At 60.6% G+C, this 15,625-nt stretch carries 17 protein-coding genes; 8 read left to right on the plus strand and 9 right to left on the minus strand.

Annotated features, from left to right (window positions below; all coding sequences use genetic code 11):
• Positions 1-533 precede the first annotated feature (533 nt).
• Positions 534-1,406, minus strand: a complete 873-nt coding sequence (locus tag AC4PS6_RS01230) for a LysR substrate-binding domain-containing protein (RefSeq protein WP_020301049.1) — start codon at positions 1,404-1,406, stop codon at positions 534-536.
• Between the two features lie 111 nt (positions 1,407-1,517).
• Between AC4PS6_RS01230 and AC4PS6_RS01235 the strand changes: the two genes are divergently transcribed.
• The 3 genes from AC4PS6_RS01235 (at position 1,518) to AC4PS6_RS01245 (ending at position 5,583) form a co-directional block, all read left to right on the plus strand.
• A complete protein-coding gene (locus AC4PS6_RS01235) occupies positions 1,518-3,140 on the plus strand; it encodes a 5-guanidino-2-oxopentanoate decarboxylase (RefSeq protein WP_020301048.1) in 1,623 nt (540 codons plus the stop codon).
• A gap of 182 nt (positions 3,141-3,322) precedes the next feature.
• Entirely contained in the window at positions 3,323-4,510 is a 1,188-nt protein-coding gene (locus tag AC4PS6_RS01240; protein WP_020301047.1) for a cyanate transporter, read from the plus strand.
• A 137-nt stretch (positions 4,511-4,647) separates the two neighbouring features.
• Positions 4,648-5,583: a LysR family transcriptional regulator gene (locus AC4PS6_RS01245; protein WP_014717464.1), complete on the plus strand. Its 936-nt coding sequence runs from the start codon at positions 4,648-4,650 to the stop codon at positions 5,581-5,583.
• Positions 5,584-5,603: 20 nt separating this feature from the next.
• Here the strand turns inward: AC4PS6_RS01245 and AC4PS6_RS01250 are convergent, their stop codons facing one another.
• Both AC4PS6_RS01250 and AC4PS6_RS01255 read right to left on the minus strand, forming a co-directional pair.
• Positions 5,604-5,966, minus strand: a complete 363-nt coding sequence (locus AC4PS6_RS01250) for a 5-carboxymethyl-2-hydroxymuconate Delta-isomerase (protein ID WP_014717463.1) — start codon at positions 5,964-5,966, stop codon at positions 5,604-5,606.
• A 57-nt stretch (positions 5,967-6,023) separates the two neighbouring features.
• Positions 6,024-6,947, minus strand: a complete 924-nt coding sequence (locus AC4PS6_RS01255; RefSeq protein ID WP_014717462.1) for a LysR substrate-binding domain-containing protein — start codon at positions 6,945-6,947, stop codon at positions 6,024-6,026.
• 129 nt (positions 6,948-7,076) lie between these two features.
• Between AC4PS6_RS01255 and AC4PS6_RS01260 the strand changes: the two genes are divergently transcribed.
• Positions 7,077-7,253 carry a hypothetical protein gene (locus AC4PS6_RS01260; RefSeq protein ID WP_155766211.1) on the plus strand — a complete coding sequence of 59 codons (177 nt, stop codon included), beginning with the start codon at positions 7,077-7,079 and terminating at the stop codon, positions 7,251-7,253.
• On the opposite strand, the gene AC4PS6_RS01265 is transcribed toward AC4PS6_RS01260, so the two are convergent.
• From AC4PS6_RS01265 to AC4PS6_RS01285, 5 genes are all read right to left on the minus strand, one after another.
• Positions 7,208-8,554, minus strand: coding sequence for an MFS transporter (locus tag AC4PS6_RS01265; protein ID WP_019818444.1), 1,347 nt, complete (start codon positions 8,552-8,554; stop codon positions 7,208-7,210). The genes AC4PS6_RS01260 and AC4PS6_RS01265 overlap by 46 nt on opposite strands.
• A gap of 79 nt (positions 8,555-8,633) precedes the next feature.
• The gene (kce, locus tag AC4PS6_RS01270) at positions 8,634-9,566 is read right to left on the minus strand and encodes a 3,5-dioxohexanoate:acetyl-CoA acetone transferase (protein WP_019818448.1); all 933 of its coding nucleotides are present in this window, start codon (positions 9,564-9,566) and stop codon (positions 8,634-8,636) included.
• Positions 9,567-9,633: 67 nt separating this feature from the next.
• Positions 9,634-10,422: an SDR family oxidoreductase gene (locus AC4PS6_RS01275; RefSeq protein ID WP_014717459.1), complete on the minus strand. Its 789-nt coding sequence runs from the start codon at positions 10,420-10,422 to the stop codon at positions 9,634-9,636.
• Entirely contained in the window at positions 10,419-11,141 is a 723-nt protein-coding gene (locus tag AC4PS6_RS01280; protein ID WP_014717458.1) for a GntR family transcriptional regulator, read from the minus strand. The genes AC4PS6_RS01275 and AC4PS6_RS01280 overlap by 4 nt, the downstream gene beginning before the upstream one ends.
• A 210-nt stretch (positions 11,142-11,351) precedes the next feature.
• Positions 11,352-11,498, minus strand: coding sequence for a hypothetical protein (locus AC4PS6_RS01285; protein WP_014717457.1), 147 nt, complete (start codon positions 11,496-11,498; stop codon positions 11,352-11,354).
• A gap of 197 nt (positions 11,499-11,695) precedes the next feature.
• On the opposite strand from AC4PS6_RS01285, the gene AC4PS6_RS01290 reads away from it, so the two are divergent.
• Both AC4PS6_RS01290 and AC4PS6_RS01295 read left to right on the plus strand, forming a co-directional pair.
• Positions 11,696-13,003: an MFS transporter gene (locus AC4PS6_RS01290; RefSeq protein WP_014717456.1), complete on the plus strand. Its 1,308-nt coding sequence runs from the start codon at positions 11,696-11,698 to the stop codon at positions 13,001-13,003.
• Positions 13,000-13,758 (plus strand): substrate-binding domain-containing protein, encoded by a 759-nt coding sequence (locus AC4PS6_RS01295; protein WP_032903168.1) that lies wholly within the window; start codon positions 13,000-13,002, stop codon positions 13,756-13,758. The genes AC4PS6_RS01290 and AC4PS6_RS01295 overlap by 4 nt, the downstream gene beginning before the upstream one ends.
• Here the strand turns inward: AC4PS6_RS01295 and AC4PS6_RS01300 are convergent.
• Entirely contained in the window at positions 13,750-14,652 is a 903-nt protein-coding gene (locus tag AC4PS6_RS01300; RefSeq protein WP_201915678.1) for a LysR family transcriptional regulator, read from the minus strand. The two genes, AC4PS6_RS01295 and AC4PS6_RS01300, sit on opposite strands and share 9 nt — an antisense overlap.
• 210 nt (positions 14,653-14,862) lie before the next feature.
• On the opposite strand from AC4PS6_RS01300, the gene AC4PS6_RS01305 reads away from it, so the two are divergent.
• Positions 14,863-15,267, plus strand: coding sequence for a ribbon-helix-helix domain-containing protein (locus AC4PS6_RS01305; RefSeq protein WP_014717453.1), 405 nt, complete (start codon positions 14,863-14,865; stop codon positions 15,265-15,267).
• The gene (locus tag AC4PS6_RS01310; RefSeq protein WP_014717452.1) at positions 15,264-15,617 is read left to right on the plus strand and encodes a type II toxin-antitoxin system RelE/ParE family toxin; all 354 of its coding nucleotides are present in this window, start codon (positions 15,264-15,266) and stop codon (positions 15,615-15,617) included. The genes AC4PS6_RS01305 and AC4PS6_RS01310 overlap by 4 nt, the downstream gene beginning before the upstream one ends.
• Positions 15,618-15,625: the final 8 nt, after the last annotated feature.

Raw genomic sequence — 15,625 nt, forward strand, 5'->3', positions numbered from 1 at the left:
CTTTTGATCTTGATCTTAGGCGCCCCGTTAAACCACGCTGGCCGGAATTCGACAGTGATTTGGGGGGTAAACCGGCAGGGATGCCGGTTTAGCCGCCCCGCGCCATGGATGGCGCGTGGCGGCGGCCCCCCAAATCACTGGCGGATTACGGGCACACCGAGCCTAGGCGAGGTGCCGAGTGGTGGGGCAAGAGCCCTTTGGTTACTTTGGGCTGGGCCGGCATTCCGGCTCTTTTCCAAAGTGACCCGCTGTCAGAGCGGAACCCTAGGCGGCCGTTACCGCAGCAATGGATATGTACACAATCCAACTGTGTTGACTGTCAGTCCGCCTTCGCGAGCAAGCCCGCTCCCACAGTTGGATCGTGGGGTGTCTGGTAGATAGGCGTTGGCTTTCAGGCCCTCATCGCAGGCAAGCCAGCTCCCACATCTGGATCGTCGGGGTGTCAGGTAGATAGGTGTCGGCTTTCAGGCCGTCATCGCAGGCAAGCCAGCCACAGTTGGATCGCGGCGAGTCAGGTAGATAGGCGTAGGCTGTCATCCCACACTGGCCTCACTCACCAACCAATCCATCAGCGCGACCAACCCAACCGACGGTTCCTTCCCCGGCGGATACACCAGGAAATACCCCATCCCCGTCGACACCCGCAGTTCAAACGGCATCGCCAACCGCCCCGCCCTCAGATCCTCGCCAATCAACGCACTGTCGCCCATCGCCACCCCGGAGCCCTGGGACGCTACGGTCATTGCCAAGTCCAAGGTTTCGAAGTGGTGCCGTTGGATGGGGTCGCTCAAGCAGGCATTGGCAGCCTTGAGCCACAACGTCCAATCGCGCTCGTCTCGGGTCGGGTGCAACAGTACCTGATGCTGCAAATCCTGCGGCGTACGCAAACTGCCCAGCAACCCAGGCACGCAGACCGGCGTGAGACGCTCGTCGAACAGATGCCGCGCCTCGGCCGACTGCTCGGCGATGGGCCCGTAGATCACCGCCGCGTCAAACGGCTCACGACGAAAGTCGACGTTATAGGCCACCGTCGTGGTGAGCTCCACCGGCACATCCGGGCGTTCTTTTTGCCATTGCAGCAAGCGCGGCAACAACCAGCGCATCACGCAGGTGGACGCTTTGAGCTGCAAGGTGCGGCGCCGGTCACCGATGTGCTCCACCGCGTCAGCGAGCAAGCCAAACACCTGTTGCGCGCATGCCAGCCATTCGCGCCCCTCCTCCGTCAGGCTCAAGCCACGCGCCTGGCGCTGAAACAAGGCATAGCCCAACTGGCTTTCCAACCCGGCCACCTGTCGACTCACCGCGCCCTGGGTAATGTGCAGGTGTTCGGCGGCACGGGTGAAGTTGCAGCACTGGGCTGTGACCCAGAAGGTGTGCAACGCAGGTAACGGTGGGAGGCGTTTCATCGGGGCGCAGCCATGACGGGAGGACATGGCGAGTATGACTTTTTATCGATTGTTGCCGCCACCGGCCAACCGCTCCAATAGCGCTTCGACCCCATCACAAGAGCGACCTGTATGGCGACCTGCGGCGAAGTATTGGTGCACCTCCTGGAACGCTACGGCGTGGACCACGTATTCGGCATTCCCGGCGTACATACCGTGGAGCTGTACCGGGGCTTGGCGCGCTCCAGCATTCGACATGTCACCCCGCGCCACGAACAGGGCGCCGGCTTCATGGCCGACGGTTATGCGCGCACCTCTGGCAAGCCCGGCGTGTGCTTTATCATCACCGGCCCCGGCATGACCAATATCACCACGGCCATGGGCCAGGCCTATGCCGACTCGATCCCGATGCTGGTGATATCCAGCGTGCAGTCACGCAGCCAACTGGGCGGTGGGCGCGGCAAGTTGCATGAGCTGCCGAACCAGAGCGCGCTGGTGGCCGGGGTGGCGGCGTTCTCCCACACCTTGATGTCGGCGGCTGAACTGCCCGCCGTGCTGGCGCGGGCGTTTGCGTTGTTCCAGGCCGGTCGGCCGCGCCCGGTGCATATCGAGATCCCCCTGGATGTGTTGGTGGAAAATGCCGACGCGTTGCTGGGTAGCACGCCTGTCAGCGTCACCCGCGCTGGCGCGGCACCGGCGGCCGTGCAGCAGATGAGCCAGAGGCTGGCTGCGGCCAAGCGCCCGCTGATCCTGGCCGGTGGCGGCGCCATTGACGCAGCCGCCGAACTGACCCGCCTCGCAGAAGCCCTCGGCGCGCCCGTGGCCCTGACCATCAACGCCAAGGGTATGTTGCCGGCCGCGCACCCGCTGCTGATCGGCTCCACGCAAACACTGCCCGCCACCCGTGCCCTGGTGGCTGAGGCTGACGTGGTATTGGCGATCGGCACCGAGTTGGCAGAGACCGACTACGACGTCACCTTCGCCGGTGGTTTCAACATTCCCGGTGCGCTGTTGCGCATCGATATTGACCCGGACCAGACCGTACGCAACTACCCGCCCCAAGTGGCACTAGTGGCCGACGCACGCATCGCCGCCCAGGCCCTGCTCACCGAAATCAACCGCCAGCCGCTGACGCCGCGCACTACCGACTGGGGCACAGCACGCGTCGCCCGTTTATGGGCCGAGCTGGAACCTACGTGGGACGCTGCGACGCGCGTGCAAACCCGGTTTCTCAACGCCGTTCTGGAGGAACTGCCGGGCGTAGTGTTCGTGGGCGACTCCACTCAACCGGTGTACAGCGGCAACCTGACCCTGAACCTCGACCACCCACGCTGCTGGTTCAACGCCTCTACCGGTTACGGCACCCTGGGTTATGCCCTGCCCGCCGCCATGGGGGCCTGGCTCGGGCGCGGCGATGGCCAACCGGTGGTGTGCCTGATCGGCGACGGCGGTTTGCAATTCACCCTGCCGGAACTGGCCAGCGCGGTGGAGGCCCGTACACCGGTGATCGTGCTGTTGTGGAATAACCAGGGTTATGAAGAGATCAAGAAGTACATGGTCAACCGTGACATCGAGCCGGTGGGTGTGGACATCTACACGCCGGACTTTATCGGTGTGGCCAAGGCTCTGGGCTGCGCGGCACAAAGCGTCCATGGCATTGAAGGGTTGCGCACGGCTTTACGTGCCGCCGCTGATCGCCAGGGGCCCACATTGCTTGAAATCGACCAGGCGCGGTGGGAGTTGCCGAGTCTGTAATCCCGCTAAGTTGGGCCTGTGGCGAGGGAGCTTGCTCCCGTGACGGCCTGACAGCCGACGCCCAATGCGCTTTTACCTCACCACTTCGCATCCGCATTTTTTCAATAGCCCCTGCGACTTTCTGATTTGCCCCGCTACACACTCCATGGCCTGATTCGCCCTTGTGCATTCAAGGCAGGCCCATGGAAAACGTTCAGGCAAAATCCACCTGCGCACTATGGCTGATGATCAGCGTGGTGCTCGTCGCCCTCAATTTGCGTCCGTCGATGGCGGCCGTGGGGCCGTTATTGGCGTCGATTCGTGCGGATGTGCCGCTAAGTTTCAGCACCGCCGCCTTACTGACCATGTTGCCAGTCATGGCCATGGGCCTGGCGATGTTCTTTGGCATGGGCCTGGCCAAGCGCGTGGGCGAGCATCGCAGCATTGTGGTGTCGTTGCTGGTGATTGGGCTGGCGACTGTGTCGCGGTTGTTCCTGGATTCGGCACTGGAGCTGATCGCGAGTGCCATTGCGGCGGGTGTCGGCATTGCGCTGATCCAGGCGTTGATGCCGGCGCTGATCAAGTCGCGTTTCAGCGCCAATGTTTCGTTATTCATGGGCCTGTATGTCACCGCGATCATGGGCGGCGCGGCCCTGGCTGCTTCGTTCTCGCCGTTGGTGCAAACCCAGACCGGCAGCTGGCGTATCGGCCTGGCGATCTGGGCACTGCTGGCGTTGTTGGCCCTGGTGTTCTGGTATGCGCAGCGTTCGGCCCTGCCGCCCTTACCCCACGCCGGTTCGGGCCCCCAGGAGGCTTTTTTCAGCAATCGCCGCGCCTGGTTGCTGGCGATCTTTTTTGGCCTCGGCACCGCGTCCTACACCTGTGTGCTGGCATGGCTGGCGCCGTACTACGTCGAGCAGGGTTGGAGTGAACAAAATGCCGGTTTGCTGCTGGGTTTCTTGACTGCCATGGAAGTGATCTCCGGCCTGGTCACACCGGCCATCGCCAACCGCCGCCAGGATAAACGCGGCGTGGTGGCGGTGCTGCTGGTGCTGATCATCCTGGGTTTCTGCGGCCTAATCCTCAGCCCGCAACATTGGAGCCTGTTGTGGCCCTGCCTGCTAGGCCTGGGGATTGGCGGCCTGTTCCCGATGAGCCTGATCCTGTCCCTGGACCACCTCGACAACCCGCGCCGTGCCGGTGGCCTTACCGCGTTTGTGCAGGGCATCGGTTATCTGATCGCCGGCCTGTCGCCGCTGATCGCCGGCATGATCCGCGACCAGTTGGGCAGCTTCGAATGGGCCTGGTGGTCATTGATGGCTGTGAGCGGGCTGATGCTGCTGATCGTCATGCGTTTCAACCCGACGCATTACGCACGCCATATCCGCTGACGTCGTATTAAAAACATTTTTTGTCCCACCCAAAACATTGAAAGGTCCTACAGAGCTTTCTATTGGTACGAGCGTTCCGTTAACATTTTGCTCAGTCTTGTACTGAGTTCGGTACAAAGGGTTTACGGACGAAACCGATGCTAAACAGTAACTTGCTCAGAAAGCTCGATATGCAGGATTTGATGGTGTTTATCGCCGTCTACGACCAGAGCAGCGTTACCGAGGTGTCTGAAACGCTGTTCGTCAGCCAGTCCACCGTGAGCTATAGCCTGAAGAAGCTGCGCACCAGCTTTGAAGATGAGCTGTTTATCAACACCCGCGCAGGCATGCGTCCTACGTACAAGGCCACCACCATGTACGAGCATGTGCAGAAGATTCTGGAAAGCATCAACCTGTGCCATGCCGGTGGCCAGGCTTTTGATCCGACCCAACAGGCCGTGACCTTCAATGTGTGTGCGCCGGAATATTTCGAGCAGCTGATTCTGCCGCGCCTGTTGAAGCGTTTCGACCATGCAGACCTGCCGGTGATCGTCAACGTGCAGAAGCTGGAAACCGACATCCCCGCCGACGACCTGCGTGAGGGTCGCCTGGACCTGGTGATCTGTTTCGGCCCGCACTTTCACCGCGCTCACAAAGACTTCAAGACCCAGATGCTGTTGGAGGACGACTTGGTCTGCGTGTGCGACCAACGCTCAGCGCCGAGGGAACAGGCGTTCAGCCTGCAGTCCTTCGTTGAGCGGCGCCACGTATTCCCCACACCCTGGACCTCCGACACCAACATGATCGACGGCTGGCTTGCGCGCCAGGCGCGCAAGCGTCAGGTGATTGCACGGGCCAACAGCTACAGCGCGGCATTGAAGATGATTGCCGGCACCGACTTCATCGTCACCCTGCCCCGCCGCGTGCAAAAGTTACTGGCACCGGCGCCGGCATTCGGTGTTTGCGAAGCACCTAACGGTTTGCCGGGGTTCACCCTGGATATGCAGTGGAACGAAACCAGTGGGCAGGACAGCGCCAATACCTGGTTTCGGGAGCAAGTGGTGAAGGTGTGTGCGGATCAGGGCCTTTTGTAATTGGATGGCGATGGTGGAAGTCAGCCGATGGCGATTTTGCTGTAGGAATCGCGATCAATATCCAGCAGCTCGACACTCAGTTGTACCTGCACACCTTCGGGCCACGGGCCCAGGTCCTGAAGCACCGCCAGCAGGCTTTCTGATAGCTGCTTCTTGATCTGCGGTGAACGCCCGCTCAATAACGCCAGACGCACCGCGACAAAACCGCGCTCACCCAGGCCAGTGCCGACCCGAAATCGCTCGACCGCCACCGCACGGCTCTTGATGTCGAACTCGGCGCCGAACTGACCGGAGGCCACCAACGCATGGTTAAGGCGCAACAGGGCCTTGTCGATGTCCAGTTGCGTCAGGTTGGCGGTGTGTTCCAAGTGCAGGTGCGGCATGCTTTTCTCCGAGTTTTTTGTAGGAAGATGCCAAGCTATATACCACGGAAAAACACCTCAAGCCTTGGCCACCAGCCCTCTATCACTCATGAATGCCTCCAGCCGCGAGCGCATCCAGCGCTCCGCCGGGTCGGTGTCGACATGGCTGAGCCACACCATCGACAAATCCAGAGTCGGGGTTTCGAACGGGAACGGCTCGCAGAACAGGTTCCCGCTGGCAGCCATGGCCTGGGCGGTGTAATCGGGCAGGCTGGCGATCATGTCGGTGCCGGCAAGCAAGGCCGGCAACGAGCTGTATTGCGGCACCGAGAGCACTACATGGCGTTTGCGGCCCACCTCGGCCAGCCACTCATCGGCAAACCCGGCGACGTTGGCGGTGTGGGACACCAGCACATGGGGCCGTGCGCAATATTCGTCGAGGGTCAGCGGTGTGTCCGAGGCATCGGCGCGCAGCAGGCACGGGCGGATGTGCCGCAACAGCTTACGCTTGGCATTGGCCGGCAGCCCGCGGGTCTGGGTGATGCCGACGGTAATATCGCCGGAAGCCAACAGGTCCGGAATGCGCCAGTAATCCACATGCTGCACCACAAACACCACCTGCGGCGCCTCCTGGCGCAAGGCGCGCAGCAAGGGTGGCAGCAGGCCGAACTCCACGTCATCGGACAGGCCGATGCGGAAAGTCATGGTGCTGATGGACGGGTCGAAATCATGGGTCAGGCTCAGGGCCGAAGACAGCGAGTCCAGGGCTGGCGACAGGTGCTGGATGATCTCCTCGGCGCGCGCCGTAGGCTCCATGCGATGGCCGACACGAATAAACAGTGGGTCGTTGAACAGGGTACGCAGGCGGTTGAGGGCCGAGCTGATGGTCGGTTGGCCGAGAAACAGCTTCTCCGCCACCCGCGTCACATTGCGCTCGAGCATCAGTGCTTCGAAGACCACCATCAAGTTGATGTCGGCCTTGCGTAATTCATTGCGATTCATCGGCGCCTGCCCCTTTGCCCAAGACAAGCGGCAGTTTAGGAAGGCTGCGGGGCTGCGTCTATGTGCGCACTGTTCAATAAACGGGTTTGGGACTATAAATCAGGTCTTGAAGGTTGCAGGTACCCCCTTGTGCTGGTCATTTTCGCCTTAAGCGTCCTGCTCAGCGGGGCTTTGCTCTGGGCCATCAAATTCATTGTGCACCCCACCGCCAGGACACTGCTGCGCGCATTTGTCGGCTTGTGCCTGGCGGCGGTGCTGGTTTACCTGGTGCTGGCTTCCGGATTCCCCACTTCGTTGCTGGTGTGAGACGCTTCCTGGCCCTGGCGCAGGCGTAAAGCCGACAACGCAGCCACCACCAACACCACGGTAATGACTTTCAAGCCGTTCATGGCATTGCCCGTGCTCATCTCAATGGCGCCCATCACCGACGGCCCGACAAAGCCGCCCAACAACCCGCACGCATTCACAAACCCCAGCCCTCCCGCCAAGGCCACGCCTTTAAGGCGCGAGGCCGGGTAGAGAAACACGATCGACTGCACCACAAAAAACATCACTGCAGACAGGCAAAAACCCAACAGGCTGAACACCGGCCCCGACACCGACGCAATGCCCAGCCCCAATGCCATGGTCAGCAACCCAGTGACCAGCAGCCGGCGGCAACGCCCGGGCGTGGTCGCAAAACGCGGGATCAATACCGCACCCAGTGCCGCCGCGATCCACGGCAACGAGGTCAGCAGGCCGACACTCATGGTGCTCAACTCGCCGTATTTGCTGATGATGCTCGGCAAGAAAAAGATCACGGTGTAGAGGGTGATCTGATGGCAAAAATACACAAAGATCGCCAGCAGGATTTGCGGCGTCAGCCAGTTTTTCAACGCATGGCCGCCCGCCCCCGCACCTTCCTCGGTTTCCTGGGCGATACGCTGTTCAATACCGCGTGCTTCTTCGGCCGACAGCCACGGCGCCTTGCTCGGACGGTCCGGCAACTTGCGCCACACCACCCAGGCAAACGCCACGGCGGGCAGGCCTTCGAGTAGGAACATCCACTGCCAGCCGTGCCAGCCGAGCATACCGTCCATACGCATCAAAGCCGCGCCCACAGGGCCACCGATGATGTTGGCAAAGCACACGCCCAGCAGGAAATACCCGGTGGCGCGCGCCCGCTGTTCGCGGTTGAACCAGTAGGTCAGGTACAGCATGACACCGGGAAATAAACCGGCTTCGGCAATACCCAGCAGCAGGCGCAATACGTAGAACGACGTTTCGCCCTGCACAAACGCCATCGCCGCAGAGATCAGGCCCCAGGTCACCATGATGCGGGCGATCCAGAACCGCGCTCCAACCTTGTGCATGATCAGGTTGCTGGGGATTTCTGACAGTGCATAGGTCAGGAAAAACAGTCCGGCGCCCAACCCGTAGGCGGCGGCAGAAATACCCAGGTCGACGTCCAGGTGATGCTTGGCCAGGGCGATGTTGGTGCGATCCAGAAAGCTCAGAATGTAGGCAATGATCAACAGTGGCATCAACTTGGCAAACATCAGTCTGTTGAGGGCCTGCGGTTCACGGGGTGAACCGGTCTTGACGTGCTTGGGCACTTCGATACGCATGGTGTGATCCCCTTATTGTTGTTGTGCGGGAATGTCGGCCACGTCATGACGCGGCCTTTTTGTCGATAAATAAACGGGATCAGAAATTGACCTGGTCACGCCCCTTGAGCCCGAGGATTTCCCGCGCTTCATCGGGCGTGGCGACGCGGTGGCCGAGAGCCTCGATCACCGTGCGAATGCGCCGTACCTGGTCGGCATTCGAAGCCGCCAGCTTGCCCGGCCCGTCCCACAACGAATCCTCCAGGCCCACCCGTGCGTTGCTGCCCATGGACAGGCCCATGGTCGCCAGCGGGATCTGCCCACGCCCGGCACCGAGGATCGACCACACGTAGTCATCGCCAAACAGGCGGTCAGCAGTGCGCCGCATGTGCGCCAGGTCTTCCGGGTGCCCACCGATGCCGCCACGCAGACCAAACACCGACTGGATAAACAGTGGTGGTTTGAGCAGGCCGCGTTCCAGGAAATGCGCGGCGGTGTAGAGGTGGCCGATGTCGTAGCACTCGATTTCAAAGCGGGTGCGGTTATCGGCACAGGCATTGAGGATGTGGGCAATGTCGCGGAAGGTGTTGCGAAAGATCCGGTCGTCGCTCTCTTCCAGATACGGGCGTTCCCAATCGTGCTGGAACTCGGTAAAGCGGTTGAGCATTTCGTACAGCCCGAAATTCATCGACCCCATGTTCAACGAGGCCAATTCCGGCTTGAACTGCATCACCGGTTGCAGGCGCTCCTCCACGCCCATAGTCGGCGCGCCGCCGGTGGTGATGTTGATCACCACGTCACTGGCCGCCTTGATCTGCGGCAAAAATTCGGCGAACAGCGCCGGGTCCTGGCTAGGGCGCCCATCAATCGGGTCACGGGCATGCAAGTGCACAATGGCCGCGCCAGCTTGGGCGGCGCCGATGGCTGCGTCGGCGATTTGCTGCGCGGTGATGGGCAAATGCGGTGACATCGACGGCGTATGAATGGCGCCGGTAACAGCACAGGTAATGATGACAGGGCGATTTTTGGGCATGACGATTCTCCGACTTTTATTCTTATGAAAAAAATCCTGGGTGCAGCGCGATATGTGCTTGCGTGGCTTACAGGTACTCGACGTTACCGTCGACACTGATCGCCTGGCCGGTCACGTTGCGTGCGGCGGGCGAACAGAGGAACAAGGCCATGGCAGCCACGTCTTCGGCGGTGACCATGCGCTTGAGGGAGATCTTGTTGAGGTATTCCTGGCGCATCTGAGCTTCGGGCACGCCGAGTTGCTCAGCGCGGGCGCGGATCACACCGTCCATGCGCGGGCCTTCGACAATGCCGGGCAGCAAGGCGTTGACGCGGATGTCGCTCTCGCCCAACTCCGAAGCCAAGGATTTCATCAGGCCGACAATGGCCCATTTGGTCGCCGCATAGGGCGTACGCCACGCGTAGCCTAGCCGCCCCGCCACCGAGGCGATATGCAGCAAATGGCCGTGGGACGATTCCTTGAGCAGCGGTACTGCGTGGTGGGCAAAGCGGTATTGGGCCGTGAGATTGATGTTGATGGTGGCTTGCCACTCGGCGTCGCTGATGGTGTCGATACCTCCCGTAGGCCCCGCAATTCCGGCATTGTTGACCAACACGTCCAAACCGCCGAACTGCTCGCGCTGCACCTTGAATACCGCCTCGACCTGCGCGGCATCGCTGACATCGGCGCGGGTCGCGACGCTGCCAGGGTATTTATCCCGAAACGCCGCCAGCGCCGGCTCGCTCACATCACACACATGCACTTGGGCGCCGGCTTCCATATAGGCCGCGGCCAACACTTCACCAATGCCGGCAGCCCCGCCGGAAATCAACACACGTAACCCAGGATAAGGCTGTAGCCGTTGTAGGACACTCATGCACGTTTACCTCCTGATACAGACGACCGCGCACGGTCGTTTTTGACGAGCAAGCGCGCCAGGGAATCGGCGGCCTGCATGATGTCGTCGGTCACCGCTGCCCGCGCGCCGGCGCCATCGCGGGCAGCCAGGGCTTCAACGATGCGCGTATGCGCTTCCATCGAACGTTGCAGGTGGGCTTTATCGGGGGCGACCAGGGCAAAACACGGCCCCATGTGCAGCCAGAAATTCTCCACCGCTGCCATGGTCAATTCGGCCTGGGCCACTGCATAAATGCGACGGTGAAAGGCGAAGTTGGTCCACAGGTAGCGGGATACGTCGACCTCATCGGCGGCGTGTTGCATCTGGTTGCACAGATCGGTGATTTCGTCGAGGTCGTGTTTTTGCAGGAGCAGCACGGCTTTTTCCGCCAGCAAGCCTTCAAGGGCTACCCGCGTGTCGCGAATTTCACGCAAGCGTTCGGCGGTCATCAAACGCACTCGCAGGCGGGAAGTTTCGGTGACTTCAAAGGCGTTTTCGGCGCTCAGGCGTTGCAACGCTTCACGTACCGGCATGGGGCTGGAGCCGAGCGCTTCGGCGAGGCCACGGATGGTGAGTTTCTGGCCAGGCTGGAAACGGCCACTCATCAGCGCTTCGCGGATCTGGCGGTAGACCTGGTCTTGCAAGGTATCGCGGGACACCTGACGCAAGGTGGGCAGGAGGAGCGGACCATCGGTCATGAGGCAAAACCTGTGTTGTGGTTGTTATGGCCTCAATATGTGATCACAAATCAAATATGTCAAATGATTTCCCGCCAATGAGCGTGAGCACATAGACATGTGGGAGCGGGCCTGGCCGCGATGCAGTGTGTCAGTCACACATTGGTTGACTGACACACCGCCATCGCGGGCAAGCCCGCTCCCACAATTTGACCGCGTTTGACCTGTTACTCAGGGTTTGAGCGGACGCTCCTGGTCACGCTCGGAAAGCTCGGTGCCGTCGTCCGGATGCTTCCAGGTTTGCGGCTTTTCTTCTTCAGGCTTCTGCCGATGCTCTTCACGCTCCGGCTCGTGGTGCTGCTTCTGTTCGTTCCCCATAAAGGTCTGCGCCCATAAGAATTGGATACAGCTTCAAGCATAGAACACAACAGGCTGTTTTGAAGCCGGCCCAGATTGATAGCAAATACGCATCAATTCATCCAAATTAGTCACTTATCATTTCTAAATGTGTCAGCCACTATCCCAAGTCTTAAGCGAAACAAGCACTTTAAAAAGAACGCTGGAGACACAAAACCATGACGACCCCTTCCCGGCCTGCGGCTGCCCCCTCCAAAGTAGGCGCTGTATTGCGCGTTACTTCGGGCAACTTCCTCGAACAGTTCGACTTCTTTCTGTTCGGTTTCTATGCCACCTATATCGCTGCCGCGTTCTTCCCGGCCGCTAATGAGTTTGCGTCATTAATGATGACCTTCGCCGTGTTCGGCGCTGGCTTCCTGATGCGTCCATTGGGCGCGATCATTCTGGGTGCCTACATCGACGACGTGGGCCGTCGCAAAGGCTTGATCGTGACCTTGTCGATCATGGCCAGCGGTACGCTGCTGATCGTACTGGTGCCCAGTTATCAGACCATCGGCCTATGGGCACCGTTTCTGGTGCTGTTGGGGCGCCTCCTGCAAGGCTTCTCGGCCGGCGCGGAGCTGGGTGGCGTGTCGGTGTACCTGTCCGAAATGGCTACGCCGGGCCGTAAAGGCTTCTACACCAGCTGGCAGTCGGGCAGCCAACAGATCTCCATCGTCGTCGCCGCGGCCCTGGGTTATGGCCTGAACGTGTGGATGGAACCTGCGGTGGTGGCCGATTGGGGCTGGCGTATTCCGTTTGCCGTCGGTTGCGTGATCATTCCGTTTATCTTCGTGTTGCGTCGCAACCTGCAGGAAACCGAAGAGTTCGCCAACCGCAAGCATCGCCCGACCATGCGTGAAGTGATGGCGACCCTGGTGAAGAACTGGACCGTGGTCATCGGCGGCATGCTGATGGTGGCCATGACCACCACCGCGTTCTACCTGATCACTGTGTACGCACCGACCTTCGGCAAAACCGTGTTGCACCTGAGCACCTCGGACGCCCTGCTGGTGACCTTGCTGGTCGCGATTTCGAACTTCTTTTGGCTGCCAATCGGCGGCACGTTAAGCGACCGCTTCGGCCGCAAACCGGTGCTGATTGCCATGACAGTGCTGACTGTCCTTACGGCTTATCCGGCATTGTCCTACGTGGTCAACGCACCAAGCTTTGCGCACATGCTGGAAACCCTGCTGTGGTTCTCGTTCCTGTATGGCATGTATAACGGCGCGATGATCCCGGCGTTGACTGAAATCATGCCGGTGGAAGTGCGTGTGGCGGGTTTTTCCCTGGCCTACAGCCTGGCGACAGCAGTGTTCGGTGGCTTTACCCCGGCGATCTCCACCTGGTTCATTCACATCACTGAAGACAAGGCTTCACCTGCGTATTGGATGATCTTTGCCGCGCTGTGTGCATTGTGTTCGACCCTGGCGTTGTATCGCCGCGCCAATACCCGTGGCCAAGTCCTGCAGGAGGCCGCGCAATGAAGCCGCTGTTCAAGACCCTCACCGCTGTCGTCCTCGGCACCCTGGCGCTGGCCGCCCAGGCTGAGCAACTCAAAGTCATGACCTCGGGCGGCTTCACCGCCGCGTATAAGTTGCTCGGCCCGCAATACGCCAAGCAAAGTGGTGACACCCTCGAGACCATTCTTGGCCCGTCCATGGGCAAGGCGCCGGAAGCGATTCCCAACCGCCTGGCCCGTGGCGAGCACGCCGATGTGGTGATCATGGTCGGCTATGCCCTGGACGAATTGATCAAACAAGGCAAAGTCGACCCCGCCTCCCGCGTGGAATTGGCGGACTCGCGGATCGGCCTGGTGGTGAAGGAAGGTGCGGCCAAACCTTCGATCAATACCGACGCCGAGCTCAAGGCTGTGCTGAGCCAAGCCAAGTCGGTGGCCTATTCGGATAGCGCCAGCGGCGTGTATGTCGAGAAGCAATTGTTCAAGAAACTCGGCATGCCGGCCAAGGGCACCATGATCGAACGCGTGCCGGTGGGCGAGCAGGTGGCCAAGGGCGATTACGAGGTCGGCTTGCAACAAGTGGCGGAGCTGTTGCCAGTCAAGGGTGTAACGTTTGTGGGCAAGATCCCGGAAGACGTGCAGTCGGTGACGCGCTTTGCCGCGGGCATTCCGGTAAACGCCGAACACCCGGAGCAGGCCAAGGCGCTGTTGCAGTTCATGGCATCGCCCGAGGCCCAACCAGAGGTGCAATCCACCGGCCTGGACTCGGTGTCACGCTGACCGGAACGGCATCTCCCGCACCAACCGCTCCAACTCCAGCGCCGCCGGTGGCAATGTCCGCCCGCGGCGCTTGATCAAGCCCACATTGCGCAGCACCTGGGGCTCCACCAGCGGCACACTGACCAGAATCGGGTGAGTGTGCGCCGGCATCGCAATCGACGGCACCATCGCTACGCCCAACCCTGCCTCCACCAGCCCGATCATCGTGGTCACGTGGTGCGTCTCGCAGATACTCGGCTTTTTCACCCGCCCCCCTCGCAGGGCCTGGTCGAGCAGGAAGCGGTTGCCCGACGTCTTATCCACCTCGATGTAGTCATGCTCATAGGCCTCGGTCCAGCTCACGCTGTCACGCTCAGCCAACGGGTGGTCACGCCGACAGGCCAACACATAGCGCTCCTGCAACAGCAACTCGAATTCCACCTCATCGGCCAGGCTGCCGCTGAAACTCACACCAAAGTCCGCCTCGCCGCTGGCCACCGCATTGCACACCTCGCCGGCACTGGCATCCAACACCCGCAGGCGAATCTTCGGGTACAGCTTATGGAATTCGGAGATCACGTGGGGCATGAAGTAGTACGCGGTAGACGGCACGCAGGCGATGGTGACGTTGCCCATGCGTGTGGACGCGACGTTGCTGATGCCCATCAAGGCGATGTCCAGATCATCGAGCATTCGCTCCACCTGGGGCAAAAACGCACGCCCGACCATGGTCAGGCTGACCCGCCGCGTGGTGCGTTCGAACAGCTTTACATCCAGCGCGGATTCGAGCTTTTCGATACGCCGGCTGAGGGCCGGTTGCGAGATACGGATGGCCTCGGCAGCGCCACGAAAACTGCCCTTGTCCACCACGGCGCGGAAGGCTTGGAGGTCGTTGAGGTCGAAGTTGATGATCACGGGAGGCTGGCCAAAGGTGGTCGAGGTGACAAGCATTATCGTATGGGAGCCGGTGGGACGCCATGTATGCCGAGACGGTTTGCCGAGATCATCCTGTTACACATATGAAGTCATACATATCAGCAAGTTATCGGCCGCCTGCGGCCACGCGATCGCCAAAACGGGTCAATACTTGGGGCCTGACCTACACAACTGGAGACGTAGCAACTCATGGAAACCTACCCCTTCTGGATGGACGACGAGTCGCCGGGCATCGGCATCGATCAGTTGCTTCTTGCATCGCGCCAATGGTCGAGTAGGATTGAATCCTACTCAACCCTGGCGGATAACCCCATGCGCTCAACCCAGCAAATGAGCATCACCTTGCCCCTTGAAATGGCTGCCATGGTCAAAGCCAAGGTGGCTGCTGGCGAATATGCCAGCGAAAGTGAAGTGATTCGCGATGGCCTGCGGGCGTTGCTGGCGCGTGATCGTGCCATGGAAGATTGGCTCAGAGACGAAGTCATCCCAGCAGCGACCGCCCTTGAGGCGAAGCCTGAGCTTGGGTTATCGCCAGAACAGGTCCGCGAACATATGGCCGCCAGACGACGGGGCAAAGGCACAGGGCAAGCGTGAGCTACTCGGTAGTTTTTTCGCCCGAGGTCTTGGCGCAGCTCGATGCCCTCGAAGACTACATCAGCGATGTGGGCTCCCCTCTTGTAGCGGTGCGTTTTATCGACAATCTTGTCAGCTACTGCGAAAGCCTTGCCCTGTTTCCCTTGCGCGGCATGCACCGTGACAACCTGCTGAAAGACTTGCGCATCACTCACTATCGTCGCAGCACCATTATTGCGTTCAGGGTGAAGCCTGACTTCAAAACGGTATCGATAGTGGGGGTGTTTTACGGCGGGCAAGACTACACGGCGTTGTTGCATGCAGATGAGAACGAACACCCGACAAGGGCTGAAAAGCCTGCTGAAAACTGATCAGCAGG

The sequence above is a fragment of the Pseudomonas sp. DW-iso17 genome (genome assembly GCF_058725345.1).